15 protein-coding genes are annotated in these 18,373 nt (G+C 63.5%); 10 read left to right on the top strand and 5 right to left on the bottom strand.

The window, feature by feature from the left end; translation table 11 throughout:
• Positions 1–2: 2 nt before the first annotated feature.
• Both FGF80_RS05520 and FGF80_RS05515 read right to left on the bottom strand, forming a co-directional pair.
• Positions 3–575 (bottom strand): DUF7344 domain-containing protein, encoded by a 573-nt coding sequence (locus tag FGF80_RS05520; protein ID WP_006186136.1) that lies wholly within the window; start codon positions 573–575, stop codon positions 3–5.
• 260 nt (positions 576–835) lie between these two features.
• On the bottom strand, positions 836–3,568 hold the full coding sequence (locus FGF80_RS05515; protein ID WP_455429713.1) for a DUF7289 family protein: 2,733 nt from the start codon (positions 3,566–3,568) through the stop codon (positions 836–838).
• Positions 3,569–4,011: 443 nt separating this feature from the next.
• On the opposite strand from FGF80_RS05515, the gene FGF80_RS05510 reads away from it, so the two are divergent.
• From FGF80_RS05510 to FGF80_RS05480, 7 genes are all read left to right on the top strand, one after another.
• On the top strand, positions 4,012–4,659 hold the full coding sequence (locus FGF80_RS05510; protein ID WP_175416988.1) for a hypothetical protein: 648 nt from the start codon (positions 4,012–4,014) through the stop codon (positions 4,657–4,659).
• Positions 4,660–4,725: 66 nt separating this feature from the next.
• A complete protein-coding gene (locus tag FGF80_RS05505) occupies positions 4,726–5,895 on the top strand; it encodes a CARDB domain-containing protein (RefSeq protein WP_006186139.1) in 1,170 nt (389 codons plus the stop codon).
• A 165-nt stretch (positions 5,896–6,060) separates the two neighbouring features.
• Positions 6,061–7,239: a signal peptidase I gene (locus FGF80_RS05500; RefSeq protein ID WP_138652695.1), complete on the top strand. Its 1,179-nt coding sequence runs from the start codon at positions 6,061–6,063 to the stop codon at positions 7,237–7,239.
• Positions 7,240–7,378: 139 nt separating this feature from the next.
• Positions 7,379–8,563 (top strand): DUF5305 domain-containing protein, encoded by a 1,185-nt coding sequence (locus tag FGF80_RS05495; protein ID WP_175416987.1) that lies wholly within the window; start codon positions 7,379–7,381, stop codon positions 8,561–8,563.
• A gap of 159 nt (positions 8,564–8,722) precedes the next feature.
• Entirely contained in the window at positions 8,723–10,372 is a 1,650-nt protein-coding gene (locus tag FGF80_RS05490; RefSeq protein ID WP_138652693.1) for a long-chain-fatty-acid--CoA ligase, read from the top strand.
• 242 nt (positions 10,373–10,614) lie between these two features.
• Positions 10,615–10,911 carry a MarR family transcriptional regulator gene (locus FGF80_RS05485; RefSeq protein WP_006186143.1) on the top strand — a complete coding sequence of 99 codons (297 nt, stop codon included), beginning with the start codon at positions 10,615–10,617 and terminating at the stop codon, positions 10,909–10,911.
• 45 nt (positions 10,912–10,956) lie between these two features.
• Positions 10,957–11,370, top strand: a complete 414-nt coding sequence (locus tag FGF80_RS05480) for a hypothetical protein (protein WP_138652691.1) — start codon at positions 10,957–10,959, stop codon at positions 11,368–11,370.
• A 64-nt stretch (positions 11,371–11,434) separates the two neighbouring features.
• Here the strand turns inward: FGF80_RS05480 and FGF80_RS05475 are convergent, their stop codons facing one another.
• Both FGF80_RS05475 and FGF80_RS05470 read right to left on the bottom strand, forming a co-directional pair.
• On the bottom strand, positions 11,435–12,352 hold the full coding sequence (locus FGF80_RS05475) for an NAD+ synthase (RefSeq protein ID WP_138652689.1): 918 nt from the start codon (positions 12,350–12,352) through the stop codon (positions 11,435–11,437).
• A 272-nt stretch (positions 12,353–12,624) separates the two neighbouring features.
• A complete protein-coding gene (locus FGF80_RS05470; protein ID WP_138652687.1) occupies positions 12,625–13,227 on the bottom strand; it encodes a hypothetical protein in 603 nt (200 codons plus the stop codon).
• A 166-nt stretch (positions 13,228–13,393) separates the two neighbouring features.
• Here FGF80_RS05470 and FGF80_RS05465 point away from each other — a divergent pair, with 166 nt between their 5' ends.
• From FGF80_RS05465 to FGF80_RS05455, 3 genes are all read left to right on the top strand, one after another.
• Positions 13,394–14,119 carry a bacteriorhodopsin gene (locus tag FGF80_RS05465; RefSeq protein WP_138652685.1) on the top strand — a complete coding sequence of 242 codons (726 nt, stop codon included), beginning with the start codon at positions 13,394–13,396 and terminating at the stop codon, positions 14,117–14,119.
• Between the two features lie 327 nt (positions 14,120–14,446).
• Positions 14,447–15,229, top strand: coding sequence for a lycopene cyclase domain-containing protein (locus tag FGF80_RS05460; RefSeq protein WP_138652683.1), 783 nt, complete (start codon positions 14,447–14,449; stop codon positions 15,227–15,229).
• Positions 15,219–16,280, top strand: coding sequence for a Brp/Blh family beta-carotene 15,15'-dioxygenase (locus tag FGF80_RS05455; protein ID WP_138652681.1), 1,062 nt, complete (start codon positions 15,219–15,221; stop codon positions 16,278–16,280). Before FGF80_RS05460 ends, FGF80_RS05455 begins: the two co-directional genes overlap by 11 nt.
• Before the next feature lie 85 nt (positions 16,281–16,365).
• Here the strand turns inward: FGF80_RS05455 and FGF80_RS05450 are convergent, their stop codons facing one another.
• On the bottom strand, positions 16,366–18,240 hold the full coding sequence (locus FGF80_RS05450) for a PINc/VapC family ATPase (RefSeq protein WP_138652679.1): 1,875 nt from the start codon (positions 18,238–18,240) through the stop codon (positions 16,366–16,368).
• Positions 18,241–18,373: the final 133 nt, after the last annotated feature.

The following is an 18,373-nucleotide window of genomic DNA, read 5'->3' as shown; positions in this document are numbered from 1 at the left end:
AGTTACGGTGGCCGCTCCATCTCACCGAGCCGCAGCCGTCGGTTTTGGATCACGTGGACGACCGCGGAGGCGGCGAAAAGCCCGACCACCAGCGTGGCCCAGCCGAGTTCCGGGACCGTTTCGGTCGGAATCACCTCGAGCCACAACCCACCCATCACGACCGACCCGACCGCAGCCAGCCCCAGATAGTAGGTCCCCCAGGGGATCGAGTCGCCGGGCACGATGTCGAGGTAGACGTCCAACTCGGCCGCCTCGTCCGTGAGTTCGATCGTCCGATCGTCGAACGCGATCACGTCGGCGCGATCGAGGGTGGGCAAGTGCGACTGTTGTAACGACGTGTAGACCCGCTTTCGTTCGGCGGACGTGACCTCCGCGACATCCTTCTCGAGTTCCCAGGCAGCGACGTGTTCGGCGAGGTCACCGATCGGAACCGGCTCGTCCTCGCGCTTACAGTAGTGGATGACGTACCGGCGACGCTGATTGCTCAGCAGGTCGAAGATTTCACCCGCCGATAATTGGTCGTCTTGACCCGTCCCGTCCGGCGCATTCGGGTTGCTTTCGCTGGTCGTTGCCATCCCCTGTTCAGTATGAATATCGGCGCTGTTGATACATAACGCTTGTTGCTACACCTGCGCTGACTGTCACTAGTACCAATTTATGACAGATCATCTATCGTGGACATCCCCACCCAAGACGCGGATAGCGAACGTCTCCCGCCTGAACGATCGTTCAGTTGGATTCCTATTTCGAACCACTGAGTTATAACAGTAGTAATAATACCGGGCAAAAGGATTACTATTGGTGTCCGAACCAGCCGTCTCACCGCCGGCGGTCGTTAGCCGATGATGATCTTGTCCGTATCGACCTCGACGCCGGAGTCGAATCCGGATTGATCACTGGAGTCGTTATCCGACTCCCCGCGTCCGACATCGACGATCTCCCCGCCCTCGCCGACGGGTATTGGGGAGACGATATCTTCAGTCGGAATCTCGTCGACTTCGACGAGGACGATCACGTCGTTGAAGTTCGGGTCCCCCGGTGTGTCGGTTTCCTCGGCTTCGTTCCAGAACTCCTCGGGGTCCTTGTTGGCCGGCGCTTCCTCGGTGAGTTCGTACATGAAGACGAACTCCTGTCCTTTTTCGAGGTCGAGATATCCCGTTCCGTTCTCGAGTTTGCCACCGAACAGGTCCTTCTCTCCGCGTTCGAGCACTTCGTCAGCACTCTCCTGGCGCTGATGTCCCGCCCGTAGCTCCGGCACCGTGTTGTTTTCACTGCTCCTGACACGGACGTTTGCCTTGTTCGAGTCGGTCGTTGCGTCCACCTCGAGCGACTTCCCGTACATATTCGCACAGTCGTAGTGGTCCCAGTAGCCGTTACCGTCGTATTTCGACCACGTGTCGTGATACGGGTAATACTCACCGTCGGTATACAGATCGGTGTTCGTCTTCCGGTAATTGCTACAGCTGTACAACGTCGAACTCAGCGTGAGGCTGATTCGATCCTCCGTCGTGAAGTTGTACTTCCAGATCTTGTCTCTCGTATCGTGGGTGTTGAGGTTCTGGTCTTCCGGCGATCGGTACGACTCGTAGTTCTCGCTTCCCCAACTCTCCGGCTGGATCGTGTTCGACTCGCCGATCGACTGTCCGTTTTCGTCGACCGGTTGCGTGATGATCTCCGTCGTCACCGGTGCCCATCGCTTGTTGTAGACGCGGTGTTGTTCCCACGACCCTGCCCCGTTCCAGGACCAGTCGCCGTATCTGCTCTTGGTCCACTCGAGGTCCCAGCCGCCATCGTCGTCCCACCAGATCTCCGTCGGCTCGTCGCAATAGTAGCTGCACCGCAAATCTCCATCGGACCTCCACCCGCCGTTCGCATTCCAACCCTGATTGGTGAAGCCCCATTCACCTCGACCGCTCTTTTTCCACTTTCCGTTTGCTTTATCGCCGTCAACGAGTTGTGCTCGTTCCTCACGAGTTGGCCGTTCTGCCGACACTTCGGTCCCCATAACCGAGACGTTGACCTCGTTCCCGGCGTCCAGAACGAGTTCCGTGTCGCTCGGATCGACGCCCGAGTTGAGGGTGAACGTCCTCGTGACCGACGTGTCGTCGTCGGTGGTAATGCTGTATTCGTAGTCCCCTCGGATCATCCGGCTCGCGTTGATGGTCCATTCGACGGTCGTCGTCGCACCGTACGAGCCGTTGACGGTATTCGGACTGATTCGTTTATACGCATCCGGGGTCTCGTCGTCGAGATACTCGAGTTCGAGGTCCGCGCTCGCGTTCTCGAGGTCCGCGCTCGCGTTCTCGACGCCGATGTTCTGTACGTCCGCGGTGATCGTCACGTTCTCGTCGATTTCGTGGCTGGCATTCGAGACGTTAAAGTACGGGTCCGGCGTGCCGACGTAGAACGTACCGGGCGTATCGGTCCGGTCGTCTTCGGTTTCGATGATGTACTTGTACGTCTCACCGTGGTCGAGTTTCTTTTTCGCGGCCGCATCGAGTTCGAACTTGAGTTCCGGATGGCCGATGGTCCGTTCCCCGCCGTTTTTGGGAACTGAGAGATCGGGATGGGTGGTCGTCAACAGCTTCTTGTTGAGTTCGTCATCCCAGATCGTTGCAGTGATATCTTGGCTTTCGTCTCGCTGCCCGACGTTCTTGATCGTCGTTTTAATACTGAAGACGTCATTGCCGCCTTTTCCGCCGCCGTTCCCCGTTCCGGCGAGAGAGCGTGCGAGTCGTTGGTCCTCCGCCAGCGCCTTGCCACCGGGACCCCGAAGACCGTGGTCCTCTTTGACGATGAACTTCGCAGGGTCGAACGGCTCTCTGACATCGGTGAGTTTCACTGTCACCGCATTTCCGTCTCGGGTCACGTTCGCTTCCGTTCCGAACTCCGAGTCGAGGTACTGATACCATCCCTCGTGATAGGAGCTTTCGATCGTGAATTTGACGCTCGTCCCGTTCGGACAGTTCTGGGCGACGTCATTGATCTCCTCGGTCAGATCCGTCGCCTTGCTGTGGTCGGCTTTCGCCACCGCTTCGGAGGCACCGAAATCGCCCTCCTCGAGTTGGAGGATTTGGAGTCGTAACGTCTCACCGTCGTACCCGATCTGGGGCTCCGAAACGACCGTGGTCCGCCCGTTTGCCTTCTTCCAGACGCCGCCACCCTGATGGGCGATCGTCCGGTCATCGAGGTCGAACTCGAGCGTGCGGAGACTCTTCTCGCCGGTCGAGCAACTCGGCCCCGTTTCGTTGTACCACGTGACGTTGATCGACCCATCGTCCGTGATCATCGGTTTTTCCGCCTGCATCTCGTCGATCGGCAGCGGCTGGTTCTTGCCCGTCGTCGCGGCCGTCATGATCCCCTGGTCCGTTTCTTCGACGAACTTCTGTGTCTGTTCGGAGTTCACTTGTGTCTGGATCGCATCGAACATCGCCGACCCGGCGACGAACACCACTGCTGCCCCCAGTATAACGAGTGTAAACAGCAACAGGATCCCGATTATCGAACTTGCCCCTCGCTCCCCAGGGTCGTTTTCCCGACTCTGGGATGGACGTTGTGTACCCACCATTAGCTCTATTCAGGCTACCCGGAAGAAACATATAAAAATACGCGAGATAGTTCTATTATCATAACTGAGAACGGCCGTCTCAAGTACCACTTGATCGAGCCCCCACCCGGTCACTCCGACCGCTGAACGCGGAAAGACGAGCGCTGATCGGCCAAATCGGCGTTCGTCCCCGCCCGACTCGTGTGCTGTCGGCAATCGAACGTCCCACACGGCGGCTGCTATCACGTCGTCTCGCTTCGCCCGCGGCAGTGTTTCAGGCGGCACTTGTTCGTATCGAGGCCCGGGAGAACGCGTTCAAGACCGCCTTGAACGGCTGTATGGCCGGTCTTTCGCCGGTTCCGGGTACTCAATACAAAGTGGGTAGGGGTCGTGGTCGTGAATAGGAACTGCGTTCCAGCACCCCCCGACGATCGGTGCTTGGACGTAGCACGGAGATATCAACCATGAACATGAATCGACGAAATGTGTTAGTCGGACTGGGAACGATCGTTGCGGGTGGCGGGGCTGCGCTCGGAACGGGCGCGTTTAGTAGCGTCGAGGCGGACCGGACCGTCTCCGTCGCCGTCGCCGGAGACGAATCCAGTGCGCTCGCGTTCGATACCAGTGATGCGGATGGCAACGAATATACAGAAGCGTCATCGATTACGAACGGGACGCTCGAGTTGGCGTTCGACAACTTGGGGAACAGTTCCGGCATAAACGTCGGCGCACAGACGACGTTCAGTCCGCTGTTCCGGACGATCAACAACGGTTCGAACAGCGTCAACCTGAGTGTGTACTCGAAGGACGGGACCATCCAGACGTCGCCGACGATTCTGGATAGTTACGATGCCGTGATCGAAAACACGATCACCGACGGGAATAGTAACTCGCTCACGATCGAGTACGCGTTCACCGACGAAAACGATAACTCGATCGTCGGCGACGGAACGAACGGCTTTTCGGTCTCCCTGGATGCGACGGGCGGATCCGACCCGAACGAGGAGGTCTCGTTGGTCATCGGTGTTGCGAATCCGGGCTCGAGCTTCGATCCGAGCACGAGTATCAGCGGGTACCTCTCGGAAGTGACCGTCGTGGCCAGTTCCGCATAACCTGGTCGTACTGGACTGACAGTTGCGAGCCGCGTATCGGTGGCCGATCGAGTCCGGTTCTGCTATATGAAATCGTACTACTATCTACTCGTGGCCACGCTGCTGATCTCGCTCATCGTGCCAACGGCGGCACTGACGATGAGTGCGGACAACGCTACTGAGGACGTTATTCTCGAGTCCGGGGACGCTGCCAACGGACAGTACGCGGCCGTCGAGAACGGTGAACTCGAACTCGACCTCGAAGCCCTGAACGACCGCTCGGTCACGCGTGCGAACGACGTGTTCAGGATCGCCGTCACCGATGACGCGGTCAAGCGGATCTGGATCGACCACGACATCCCCGGGCTCACGTTCTATCGGAACGACCAGCCGACGGCGACGGTCAGCGAGGCACGCCCGCTCGAGCCGTCGGCCGGAACCGTCGCGCGTATCGGCGTCGCGGTCGATACGCACATCGCGCGGTCCGGGACGGAGACGTTTACGATCACGGTCCAATACGCGGACGGCGAAACAATGCCAGGGGGGTCCACAGGGGGCTCGAGCGGATCGCCCCCAACCGAATCGACGGCCGTTGGCGGCTCGGGGTTCGAGCTGTCACCCACGACGGTGGAGGCGGACGAGACGGTGACGGTGGCGGCGACGTATCGAAACGACGGCGAAACGACGACTTCGGTGACCGCGGCCCTGACCGTCGACGGGACCGTGGTCGATCGGCGGACGATTACCCTCGAGCCCGGCGAATCCCAGCACGTCACGTTCGAGCGGTCGATGGAGTGGCCCGGGACGTACGATGTCGGTATCGAGGGGGTGGGGAGCGCGTCGGTGACCGTCGACGGGCCGGCGGCCGACATCGTCAACGCGACCGTCGTCGATCCCGACATCACCGTCGGCGAGTCGACGACGATCGAAGCGACGGTCGAAAACCCAACCGACGAGCGAGCCACGCGCACGCTCGAGGTTGCGGTCGACGGAATCGTCGTCGATAGTCGGGCCGTTTCGATTCCGGCGAACGGCGAGCGGACGGTGACCTTCGAGCGCCGGTTCGACGAGCCCGGAACGTACGAGACCGCCATCAGCGGCGTGTCCGCGGGCACGGTATCCGTCGAGCGCGCGGCGTTTTCGATCCGGGATCGGGAACTCTCGCCGGCGACGACGGCGGCGCTCGCTCCGCCGGCGACGGCGGGACTGTTGATCCTGGTGATCGCTGCGAACCGCCGGTGGGCGTTCCTCCGCTAGCACGCGGTCGGAGGGCGGTCCGTACCTTGTGACGGTGGTGGATCGCGCTTTGCGCTCGCGAATCGTCGCGACTCGGGTCGTACTCTCGCGACCTTTATGCTGCTGGATCCGAAAGAAACAGTACTTGAACAGTCAGCCGACCATGACCGTGTCACCAACTGATTCATGACCGCCGTCGGACTCGCAAAGCGAGGGCTCGGTCTCGTCCTCGTGCTGGCCGTCCTCCTGCTGATAGTCGGCCAACTGCTCGGTCAGCCGATCCTGCTCGGGTACGTCGCGACCGGGAGCATGGAGCCGACGATCGACACGGGCGACGGGTTCGTGGCGATTCCGAGCCTCGTTGCCGGTGATGTCGAGGAGGGTGATATCGTCGTCTACCAGGCTCGAACCCTCCACGACGGCGGGCTGACGACCCACCGCGTCGTCGGCGAAACCGAGGAAGGGTACGTTACGAAAGGCGACGCGAACCCGTTTACCGATCAGGACGGCGGCGAACCCCACGTCACGGAGGGCCAGATCGTCGCCGAAGTCTGGCAGCCGGGGGGGACCGTGGTAACGATCCCACAACTCGGGACCGCGGTGGTGGGGATTCAGGGGGTCGCAGCGTCGGCCGCCGGCGTCGTCGCGTCGGTGTTCGGCCTGGCGACGATGTCCGCGAACGGCCTCGGTGCGCTCATGGTCGCGCTCGGCGTCGCACTGCTCGGCTTCGGAACGCTTTTCGAGCGGCTCGGCCCATCCCAGCGCGACACGAGGCGATCGCGATCGCGCGAGAACGTGATCGCCTTCTGGACCGCGCTCGGGCTCGTCTTGCTCGTGTTCGTCACGTTTGCGACCGCGGCGATGGTCGTTCCCTCGGGGACGACCGAGTACGAACTCATCAGTTCGGAGTCGCCGGACGACAATCCACAGATCGTCGCCCCCGGCGAGACGGCGACGCTCACCCGCACCGTCGACAACTCGGGGTATCTGCCGATCGCGGTCGTTCACGAGGCCGAAAGCCGCAGTATCAGTGCGGACCCGGCACGGCAGACCGTCGGTATCCGCGACAGTGGCGAGACGACGATCTCACTGTCAGCCCCCGCGGAGACGGGCGAGTATACGCGTCACCTCGGCGAGTACCGTTATCTCGCCGTGTTGCCGCCGTCCGTCCTGTTCTGGCTCCACGATCTCCATCCGCTCGTCGCGATCGCGGTGGTAAACGGCGTCGTCGTCGGGCTCGCCGTCGGAATCGTGCTCGTGATCTTCGGCAGTAACGACATCCGGTTTCGCTCCGCTGGTGATCACATCCCGTTGTCGACACGGCTCCACCGAAAGCTTCGCAAGTGGCGCAGAAACCGGGACTAGCACCGCGAGGCCGCTACGCTTATAGTGGTTCATTTCCTTCACTCACGTATGAATTGTCTCGGTGACCGACCAGTTCGAAAGTGGACGGTTCGGCCACCGAATGCGCTCGGACATGGGGTCCGAACCCGGGGGACAACGAATGCTCGATAACCCGCGTCTCGAGTTGCTGCTGGCCAAACAGGGCCGGACGATCACGATCGCGCTGCTCGCGGTGGGGCTGCTCGCGATCGGCGCGACCGGCTGGGCCGTCGCGAACCCGGAAACGACGACCGCACCCCAGTTCGGCGAGGAACGGGTCGCGGTTGACGCCGACACGAGCGCCGTCGTCACCGAGAGCGGGACGCTCTGGACCGAGGGCGAGGAACTCACCGATAGCTCGGTGTACTTTCTGAACGCCACACCGGAGCTCACCGTCGAACCGAGGACGACGCTCCGAAACGAAACCAGCGGGACGCCGATCGAGGAGGGGGAAGTCACCCACGAACTGCGACTTCGGTTCGAAGCGAAGCGCGACAGCACTCCGTTCTGGAACGAAACCCATCAGGTGCTCCGCGAGTCGCCCTCGGTCGACAACGGCGTCGCGACGTCGCAAGCGACGATCGACCTCGAGTCCTACCGGCAGCGCCAGCGCCAACTCGAGCGCGAGATCAGCGGCGTCGGCTCGGTCGACCTCCAGATGGTGCTCCGCGTCGAGTACGAGACGGGACGCCATCAGGGGACCCTCACGAGCACGACGCCGGTGACGATCACGGAAGACGCCTACTGGCTCGAGGGGGAGCTCTCCGACTCCGCCTCGAACAGCCATCGGAGCGGAACGGTCCGTACGACGGAGTCCCGGAGCCCGGCGCTCGTCGGCGGGCTGTCGGTGCTCGGGACGCTCTCGCTGGCCGGGGCGGCGATCGTCGCCCGACGTTCGCCGACCGATGTCGAGGGCGCTCGCCGCGCGGTCCACGAACAGCGCTACGCCGAGTGGATCTCCCGGGGCTCGATCCCGATGTGGATCGGCGATTATCACGTTTCGCTCGACACGCTCGAGGACGTCGTCGACGTCGCGATCGACACCAACGAGCGGGTCGTCCACGACACCCAGCGGGGGCTGTTCGCGGTCGTCAACGACGGCGTCGTCTACTACTACAGCGATCGCGGTCTCTGGGAGGAAACCGCCTGGCCGGAGATGGACCTCGAGAAGCAACCGGACGTGATCGACGGCGACCGGGACCTGTCCACCGAGGAGATTCTGGAACTCGATCCGAGCGACGAGTTCGCCGCGCCCGACGATCCGGACGGGTTCGAGGACGACGAAGACGTCTGGAAACAGCTGTAGCGTCCTGTTCTCACCGCGGCGGCTGCCGCCGACGCGAGTCGTCGATAGCCCGGCGTCTCCTCGAGGGACGAAACGCGCCGCCGACGGTCCGCGTCGATAATCTGCCTGATCGATGATAAACGAAATCACTATACGATCCATATCCGAATGCGTCTCCGTATGGAAACGCCACTCATTGTCACGGACTTCCTTGAGCAGGCACGGGACCACTACGGGGAGCAGGAGGCGGTCGTGGGGGCCGATGGCGACCGGTTTACGTACGCGGAGTTCGGCGAGCGCGCGGATCGCTTCGCCGCGGCGCTCCAGGAGCGCGGTATCGAGAAGGGTGACCGCGTGGCCGTCCTCGACCCGAACACGCATTACCACCTCGAGGCGGCCTTCGGCGCGATGCAGATCGGGGCCGTGCATACGCCGCTGAACTACCGGCTCGAGCCGGACGATTACGAGTACATCCTGTCGGATGCGGGCGTCGACGCGATCTTTGCCGACTACGAGTACGCCCACAAGATCGAGGCGATTCGCGACGAGGTGCCGACGGAAACGTTCATCACGAACGATATCGACGCCGTTGGGGACGGCGACGCCGAGCGAGCCGCGTCGGACGCGTCCGACGGAACGTGGGAGGACTTCGACGCCGTCGTGTCGGCGGCCGGAACGGAGTTCGACCGGCCCGAGATGGCCGAGGACGAGATCATCACGATCAACTACACCTCGGGGACGACGGGCGATCCGAAGGGGGTCTGTCGTACGCATCGGACCGAGACGATCCACGCCTATCTGATGTCGATCTATCACGAGATCACAGACGACGACACCTACCTGTGGACGCTTCCGATGTTCCACGTCAACGGCTGGGGACACATCTACGCAGTGACGGGCATGGGTGCGACCCACGTCTGTACGCGCGGGGTCAACCCCGACGAGGTCGTCTCATCGATCCGTGAGGAAGACGTGTCCTTCCTCTGTGCCGCTCCCGCGGTGCTCAACCAGCTGATCGACTACTACGAGAGCGAGGGCGAGCCGGCGATGACCGGCGAGAGCCGGGTCCGAGTCACGACCGCCGGCAGCGCGCCGCCGGAGGCGACGATTCGGGCCGTCGAGGACCGCTTTGGCTGGTACCTGAAACACCTCTACGGCGCGACCGAGACGGGGCCGCTGATCACGATCTCCGACGCGAAGCGGCTCATGACCGACGACAACCGCTTCGAGATCAAGAAGCGCCAGGGGATGGGCGTTCTCGGGACCGACGTTCGGGTCGTCGACGAAGACGGGACCGACGTCCCCCGCGACGATCAGACCCTCGGCGAGATCGTCGTCCGGGGCAACCAGATCATGGATCGGTACTGGAACAAGCCCGACGCGACCGAGGAAGCGTTCAACGACCGCGTCGAAGGCTACTATCACACGGGTGACCTCGCAACCATCGACGAGCACGGCATGATCGCGATCCGCGATCGCAAGAAGGACATCATCATCTCCGGCGGCGAGAACATCTCGAGCATCGAACTCGAGGACACGCTGTTCGACCACGAGGCGGTCGCGGACGCGGCGGTGATCCCGGCACCGAGCGACGAGTGGGGCGAGACGCCGAAGGCCTTCGTCGTGCCGTCGAACGGCGATCCGGCCGATCCGCCGGTGTCGGCCGACGAGTTGACGGCGTTCACTCGTGAACAGCTCGCGAGCTACAAGGTCGTTCGTCGGGTCGAATACGTGTCAGAGTTACCCAAGACCGCGACCGGGAAGACACAGAAGTACGAACTCCGCCAGCGGGAGTGGGCCGATGAGGACCGGATGATCGGCGAGGGGTAATCGGGGAGCGGCCGGACCGACGGGTGAGGACTCGACGGCGCTCGCACATCCCGTCGTCGAACGGATCACGCTCGCCGACTCTCGTCGGACTCGACATCTTCGTTTCGTTCGGCGATGAGACGACTATCCTGACCCTCAGCGCCTTATTCGGCACTTTACTCGTTAGAACATGTTGCAATCTATCGTCGTTCCCGATCGGTAAGGCTCAACTTTTATACTTCTGGGGCCTTTCGAATCGTAATATGGCAGAGACCGACGGGGAGGAGATCGAAGACTTGCCACCGAGCGCGAAACTCGTCTTCAAGGTCCTCGAGTACGACGGGCCGCTGACGCAGAAACAGATCGTCGAGGAATCCATGCTCTCGGCTCGGACGGTACGATACGCCCTCGAGCGCCTCGAAGAGATCGGGATCGTCGACGAGGACATCTACTTCGCGGATGCCCGGCAGAGCCTCTATCGGCTCGAGGAGCCGGTCGCGGCCGACGGAAACGGGGGCGTCGAGGAGTCCCCGAAGAAAGACGCCTGCTGTGCCGAATAACGGCGAGAACGTCAGGGTTATTTTCTCGGGGAGTGCGGATTCGATATGGACAAAGAGCGGCTCCCGCGGTGGGGATGGCTGCTGATCGGCCTGTTTCTGGCAGCACTCGGTGCGAATCTGCTCAACCTACTCGTTCTGGTACCGACGGTGCTCCCCGAGGCGTATCGGTCGGTCACGGTCATCGCGATCATGTCGCCGGTACTGATCTACGTTGGCATCTGGTACGACGAGGAGCGCCAGTCTTACTGGGACCATTCGCGTGCGCGGGTCGTCGGGGATATCCTCTTCGTCGTGGCCGGCGCGGCGCTGGGTTCGGCGGTCGCGCTCGCGGCCATCATCGATCTGGGACTGTCCTCGTTCCTGCAGGACGTCCTCGCGATGGCCGCCGGATTCCTGCTGGCGTGGGGGCTGTTCTGGTGGCGTAACCCGGACATGTACGCCATTGAAACGGATCGGTGAGGCCGTCCCATCGGAGTCGCCTCCGCCACGAGCGACGCGGTGTCCCGCCCGCAAACCGCCACCGTTACTCGAGAGCGTCCGTTCGGTCGCCGGCGCGGCCATCGTCGCGGCCGCAGAGCCCCGGCGTCGGCGGGGTCGTCCGTTTGTGGGCGGTAGCGGCGTGCAGGGCTGCGATCTCGGCGGCCGTTTCGCGGTCGATTCGCAGGTCGGCGACGGCCTCCTCGAGGGAGTGTTCCGCGTCGACGAGTCGGTACAGGAGCGGATCGATGACCGCGTAGCGCGCGCCGAGGTCGTCGGCGTCGGTCTGCGTGGCCGAGAACCCAGCCGTCGGCTCCTTGGAAATGATCCGTCGCGGGAGCCCGATGTGTCTCGCGAGTGCGCGGACCTCCGTCTTGTAGCAGTCGCCGATCGGATAGGCGTCGGCCCCGCCGTCTCCATACTTCGTGAAGTAGCCCAGCAACCGCTCGGAACGGTTCGCAGTGCCGAGGACGAGCCGTGACTGGCGGTTCGCCGCGTAGTACGCGGTGACCATCCGCAGCCGCGCGACGGCGTTGCCGACCTCGGTGGTGCGTTCGTCGGGCTGCCCGCGCTCGTTCGCTACCGACTCGAGTTCGTCCGCGACCGTTCCATCGAACGCCTCGAGGAGCGGCCGCAACTGAATCTCTTCGTAATCGATTCCCAGTCCCTCGGCGAGCGTCCGGGCATCGCTGACGTGAGCCCCGTCCGTCTTGTGACAGGGCAGCCCCAGTCCGAGCACGTTCTCGTTGCCCACGGCTTCGACCGCGAGCGCTGTCGTCAGCGTCGAATCCAGGCCGCCGCTCATCGCCACGACGACGCCGGTCGCCCCCGCGTCGGCGACCCGGGTTCGAACGTCGGCGACGATCCGTTCGCGTATCGCCTCGAGCGAGCGGCGATCCGTGACGAACGCCTCGTTCGTCCGCTCCGCGTCCGAGAAGACGAACGTCGTCCTATCTACGCTCATACGTTGGAATCACTCCGTTGATCACGTTATGTCTGAACGATCATTCCACATATGAAGCTAATCCTTAAACACCTAGTTGTTCTTCCCGTGTCGAAGCTGCACACGGTCCGGTGTCTGCGACGTGTCCTGATCATATGCCCACGTTCACGCCACCGACGCTGTCCTTCCGTACGGGTGCAGCCTTTCCGTCGGCGGGGTCGGTCGTCACCGGGTTCGTCCGGTCGCTCGCTCGAGTTCCGCTGCGATGATACGCGAGGAATCCCGATCGTCGCTTACGCCGAGGAGAGGTATCGGCCGGCGGCGTAGACGACGCAGGAACTGATCGCTGCCGCGGCACCGACGGCGATCACGGGGACCGGGATACCGGTCCGTCCGTAGGGATCTCGTGGCGCGGATTCGACGATGGCGGTGACGGTCTCGACGCCGGCGTGGCCGAGCAGGAAGAAGCCGACCGTAATCAGGATCGCGAAGCCGCCGGTCGCCAGTCCGAACATCGACGCGACGTCCTCGAGGTTTAGTAGCGTGTGTACCTGTGACTCCGAGAGGGAGGGCTCGTACCGCTGACGCGCGATCGCTACCGCGACGAGACAGGTTGCAGTCCCCACTTCGATGCCGCCGGCGTAGACCCCCACCCAGAGGACGAGCGGCGACGACCACAGCGGAGCGCCGCCCGGGAACGTCGCTTGTACTGACGACGGATAGGTGGCGACGATCGGAACGACGAGCGCGAGCACGAGCAGCAGGCCGCTCTGGTAGACGAGTTTTTGTGGAATGCGGCGCTTGATCAGCGCGTATCGCTCCACTCTGAGTCGTTCGTACGTCGATTCGCCGAGGAGTGCGTCCGCAATCGGATCGTTCGGATCAGTCGAGGTCATCGGTTGTGGAGGGAGCGTTGTGATCGGGCTATCCGACCGAACACAGAACGCCCCAAAATACGCTGCGGTTTCATCTTCCACGTCAAACTTCTGGACATACACGCTACAATGAGGGTTATTTTCGTTAGGGTCAAGCAATATGTGTTGCGCTGCTCTAGCACCACCCATGGCCGCAACAGTTGGCCCAGAATCCATTTGGCTATGGATCGGCACGATCGGCATGACCCTCGGAACCCTGTACTTCGTCGGTCGCGGACGTGGCGTTCGTGATCGGAAAATGCAGGAGTTCTATATCATCACGATCTTCATCACAACCATCGCCGCTGCCATGTACTTCGCGATGGCGACCGGCTTCGGCGTCACCGAAGTCATGGTCGGCGACGAGGCGCTCACGATCTACTGGGCGCGCTACGCCGACTGGCTGTTCACGACGCCGCTACTGTTGCTCGACCTCTCGCTGCTAGCCGGGGCGAACCGAAACACGATCGCGACGCTGATCGGCCTCGACGTTTTCATGATCGGGACCGGCGCGATCGCAGCGCTCTCGTCCACCCCGGGTACCCGGATCGCCTGGTGGGCGATCAGCACCGGTGCTCTGCTCGCCCTGCTGTACGTCCTCGTCGGGACGCTCTCCGAGAACGCGCGCAACCGGGCCCCCGAGGTCGCATCGCTGTTCGGGAGACTCCGCAACCTGGTTATCGCGCTGTGGTTCCTCTACCCGGTGGTCTGGATCCTCGGCACGGAAGGGACGTTCGGCATCCTTCCGCTGTACTGGGAAACCGCGGCGTTCATGGTGCTCGACCTCTCGGCAAAGGTCGGATTCGGCGTGATCCTGCTCCAGAGCCGCTCCGTCCTGGAGCGGGTCGCGACGCCGACGGCTGCCCCGACCTGAGGTCGCTGCATCGACTCCCGACGGACGGTGCCGGCGATCGACGCGATAGCAGAGACCCGGACGCTGTTCCGGTACTGCTCGTGTGCAGCCGGCCCGGGACGGCCACTCGTTTATGTGTCGCTCTGGTGAAGAGATCCGGGCCGAGCGGACTGTGGCACCAGTACACCCGGACTCGCTCCGGCCGACGACTGACCGAACCGATCTATATCGCGTGTCCCGATCGTTCCGAACCAGTATGGATATGGCGCTATCCGGCTCCCGTCCGTACTGCCGTTCACAGCGGTTCCGGTTTCCGCCCGTACACCGATGGCGAACGTCGATCCGCCCATGACCGACCAGTTCACGTACTTCGGCATCCATCTCGCCTTCCTGCTGCCGCCAATCCTGATTCAGGGATGGCTCGCGATCCGGCGCGACCGCACCTGGTGGGGTGTTTGCCCCCTCTCGGGACTCGGCATCATGATCGTCCTCGCCATCGTCTACACGACGCCGTTTACGAACCGCCTCATCCCCGTCGGCGTCTGGTGGTACGGAGAGGGGACCGTCCTCGCGACCGTCTGGCACACGCCACTCGAGGAGTACCTCTTTTTCGTCCTCCAGCCGATACTGACCGCGCTCTGGCTGTTTCAGGTACGACCGTCCGCCGATCGGTCGCTGGCGATTCCTCGAACACACCGACTGCTCGGCGTCGCCAGCGGGCTGGCGATCGCCGTCGTCGGCTGGGTACTCCTCGGCGACACCGCCACGTACTATCTGGGCTGGCTGTTCCTCTGGGCCGGGCCGGTCCTCGCTCTCCAGTGGGGGTTCGGGTCGACGTACCTGTGGGCCATCCGCCGGTCGCTGCTGGTCGCGATCGCCGTCCCGACGCTGTACCTCTGGCTCGTCGACCGGATCGCGATCGAACTCGGCGTCTGGGTCATCTCCGACACGTACACCACCGGTCACGCGCTCTTCGGTCTCCCGATCGAGGAGGCGCTGTTCTTCCTCGTGACCAATCTCTTCATCGTTCAGGGGATCACCATGTACGTTTGGGTGCTCGATCGAATCGGCAGCGGTTCGGCGTGGACGAGCACAGCACCGCGGGTGCCGACGAGTTCCGATGACCGGTGACGCGATCGGCCGGCGCGCCGACGCGCGAGCGAGCGCCGAGAGTCGATCGCGCGCCGCTCGGCTGGCCTTTGGCTTCGGCTCGCTGCTCGCCGTCGCTGCCGGGGCGACGATCGCGTTCGGGTCGCCGCCGCTCGTCTACCAGTACGTGCCGCTAGCGCTCAGCGTCGTCGTTCTCGGACTCCCCCACGGTGCCGTCGACCACCTCGTGTTACCGCGGGTCCGGGGCGACCCGGTTACGCCGCGATCGCTCGCCTTCGTCGGCGTCCTCTACCTCCTCCTCGGCTCCGCCTACGCGCTCGTCTGGGTCCTCGCACCCGTCGCGGCGTTCATCCTGTTCATTCTCGTTACGCTCGTCCACTGGGGACAGGGCGATGTCTACGCGCTCCTCGAGTTCGTCGGCGCGGACCACCTCGAGACGCGAGCCAGTCGGCTACTCGCCCTCCTCGTCAGGGGCGGCCTCCCGATGCTCGTCCCGCTGGTCGCCTTTCCCGGGCAGTACGCGTTCGTCGCCGAGACGCTCATCGGAGTGTTCGATCCCGGCGCGGCGACCGCGCTCGATCCCCTCTTCGAACCGACGGGTCGGGCGGCCGTGATGATCGGGTTCGGATCGCTGATCGCGCTCTCGCTCCTCCGCGGGGGCTGTCGAACGAGCCCCGGCGAGCGGTGGCCGTGGCTCGTCGACGCCGCCGAGACGCTGGGTCTGGTCGGCTACTTCGCCACCGTGCCGCCGATCCTCGCGATCGGCCTCTACTTCTGTTGCTGGCACTCGCTCCGGCACGTCCTCAGAACGATGCTCGTGGACCCCGTCGCGAGCGCGGCCCTCGAGCGCGGGGCGATTCGGACTGCCGTGTCCCGGTTCGCCCGTGACGCAGCGCCGTTGACCCTCGCCGCGTTGGCCGTCCTCGTCGGAATCTGGCTCGCCGTCCCGCGAACGCCCGCCACCGTCGCCGACATCATCGCGGTCTATCTGGTCGGGATCGCCGTGCTGACCCTCCCACACGTCGTCGTGGTCACGCTGCTCGATCGGGAAGACGGGATCTGGTCGCCCTGAGTCGTGGGAGCGGCCGCTCGCGTACCACCCCTCAAAAATCTGCACGAAAAAGCTCGCTCACGTCGCTCGCTCGCGGATCGATCGTCTACGATGGAACGACCGTCACCGGGTCCTTGCGGTCGATCGCTCGCTCGAGTTCCTCCGCGATCGCGCTCCCTCGAGACACCTGGATCTCGCCACCGCGGCTCACCGTCGCGGTGAAGAGGTACTCGCCGCCGGCTTGCACCTCGACGGTCTCGCCGTGGTTACCGTCGACGGGGATAACGATGTGTCGCGAGGTGATCTCGGGCTGGACCATCTGGCCGGCCTGAGAACCGCCGCTTCCGCCGTTCGCACTCGCACCGCCGGAGCCGCCGCCTGCGCCATAGTTGGGGTTCTCGTCGTGGGTCCGGACGTCGATATCGATCCCAAGCCGGTTCTCGATGTCGGTGATTCGGCCACCGCCCTTGCCGATGACGCTCGAGATGTCGTCCTCCTCGACGTAGACGACGGCCGTGTCCTGGCTTTTGAGTTCGACGTCGACGTAGCCGTGGGCGATCGATCGGATCTCCCGTTCGATCTCCTGTTTGGCGATCCGGTCGACGCCGGACTCGGTGCCGGGGCCGCCGTCCTCGTCGGTGAGCGGGACGGTGACGACCTGGCGGTTGAAGGTGTAGATTTCGTACTCCGGCTCACCCGTCTGGAAGTTCGTGACTTGAATGACCGGGCGAGCGAGGTCCTCTTCCGTGAGCCCGGCAGGGACCTTGACTTCCGTCTTGACGTCGTAGACGGTCTCGACCTCACCGGCTTCGATGTAGACGACGGTGTCGACGACCTGCGGGATCATCCCGAGTTCGACCCGGCCGACCAGTCGCTGGAGCGAGTCGATCGGCCGCGTCGCGTGGACGACGCCGATCATGCCGACGCCGGCCAGGCGCATGTCCGCGAAGACCTCGAAGTCGTCGGTCTTGCGGACCTCGTCGTAGATGGTGTAGTCCGGCCGGACCATCAACAGGGCGTCGGCGGTCTTGGCCATCTCGCCGCCCAGTTCCGTGTACTGGGTGATGTCGGGACCGACCTGCAGGTCCCGCGGCTTCTCCATGGTCTTGACCGAGTAATCGTGATCCGAGATATACCGGGCGACCGCCTGCGCGAACGTCGACTTCCCGGCCCCGGGCGCACCCGAAATCAGGACGCCACGCTGGCGCTCGAGCAGTCGCTCTTTGAGTTCGTCGGCGTGTTCGTAGTCCTCGATATCGGTCTGGGCGATCGGCCGGACGGCGGTGATCTCGATCCCGTCGGAGAAGGGTGGTCGGCCGATCGCGATCCGGTAGTCCCGGAACTGGACGATCTTCATGCCCGGCTCCGAGAGTTCGATGAAGCCGTCGGGAGTCTCCTTCGCGCCGTCGACGACTTCGCGGGCGTACTCGTCCATGGTCGCCTCGTCGAGCGGTTCGTCGGCGATCTCCTCGTAGGCCATCGCGCCGAGGTCGCCGCGTTTGGCCCTCGGGACGGCATCGGTCTTGAGATGGACGCTCATCGTCTCCTCGTCGAAGAACTCCTCGATGGCCAGCGTCCCGACCTCCCGTACCTCGGGGGATACGCGTTCGACGTCGAGTCCTTTCGCCTGGGCGACCTCGGCCTGAACGATGTCGCTGGTGACGAAGGTCGCATCGAACTCCTCCGCGAGATCGCGGATCAGCGCGTCGATCTCGCCCTCGGAGGCGTGGCCCCGCTCGATCGCGTTGGGCCGCTCCCCGACGTAGCGGAGGTCGATGACCCCGTCGTCGGCCAGGTCGGCCAGCCGCTGGAGTTCCTCGAGACCGTCCCAGCCGCTGTCGATCCCGTCGTTGGCCTGCGCCTCGAGTTCCGCGACGACCGCCTCGGGGACGCAGATCGTCGCTCCCTCGAACTGCCCGTCTTCGATTGTCGCCGAGACGCGGCCGTCGATGACCACGCTCGTATCCGGCACGACGTTCATACGTAAACTGATCGACGTACGCCTATAAGGGTGTCCACAGCATCGCCCCGTCTCGCGGACGTATTTTTCGAGAGTTAGGTCCCGTGAATTCGTGTCGGGTGTTCCTATTCGGCGGGAACAGTAATGAACAGTT

The sequence above is a fragment of the Natrinema pallidum genome (assembly GCF_005890195.1).
GTDB classification, from domain to species: Archaea; Halobacteriota; Halobacteria; order Halobacteriales; family Natrialbaceae; genus Natrinema; species Natrinema pallidum.
This window is presented reverse-complemented; position numbering and strand designations above follow the sequence as displayed.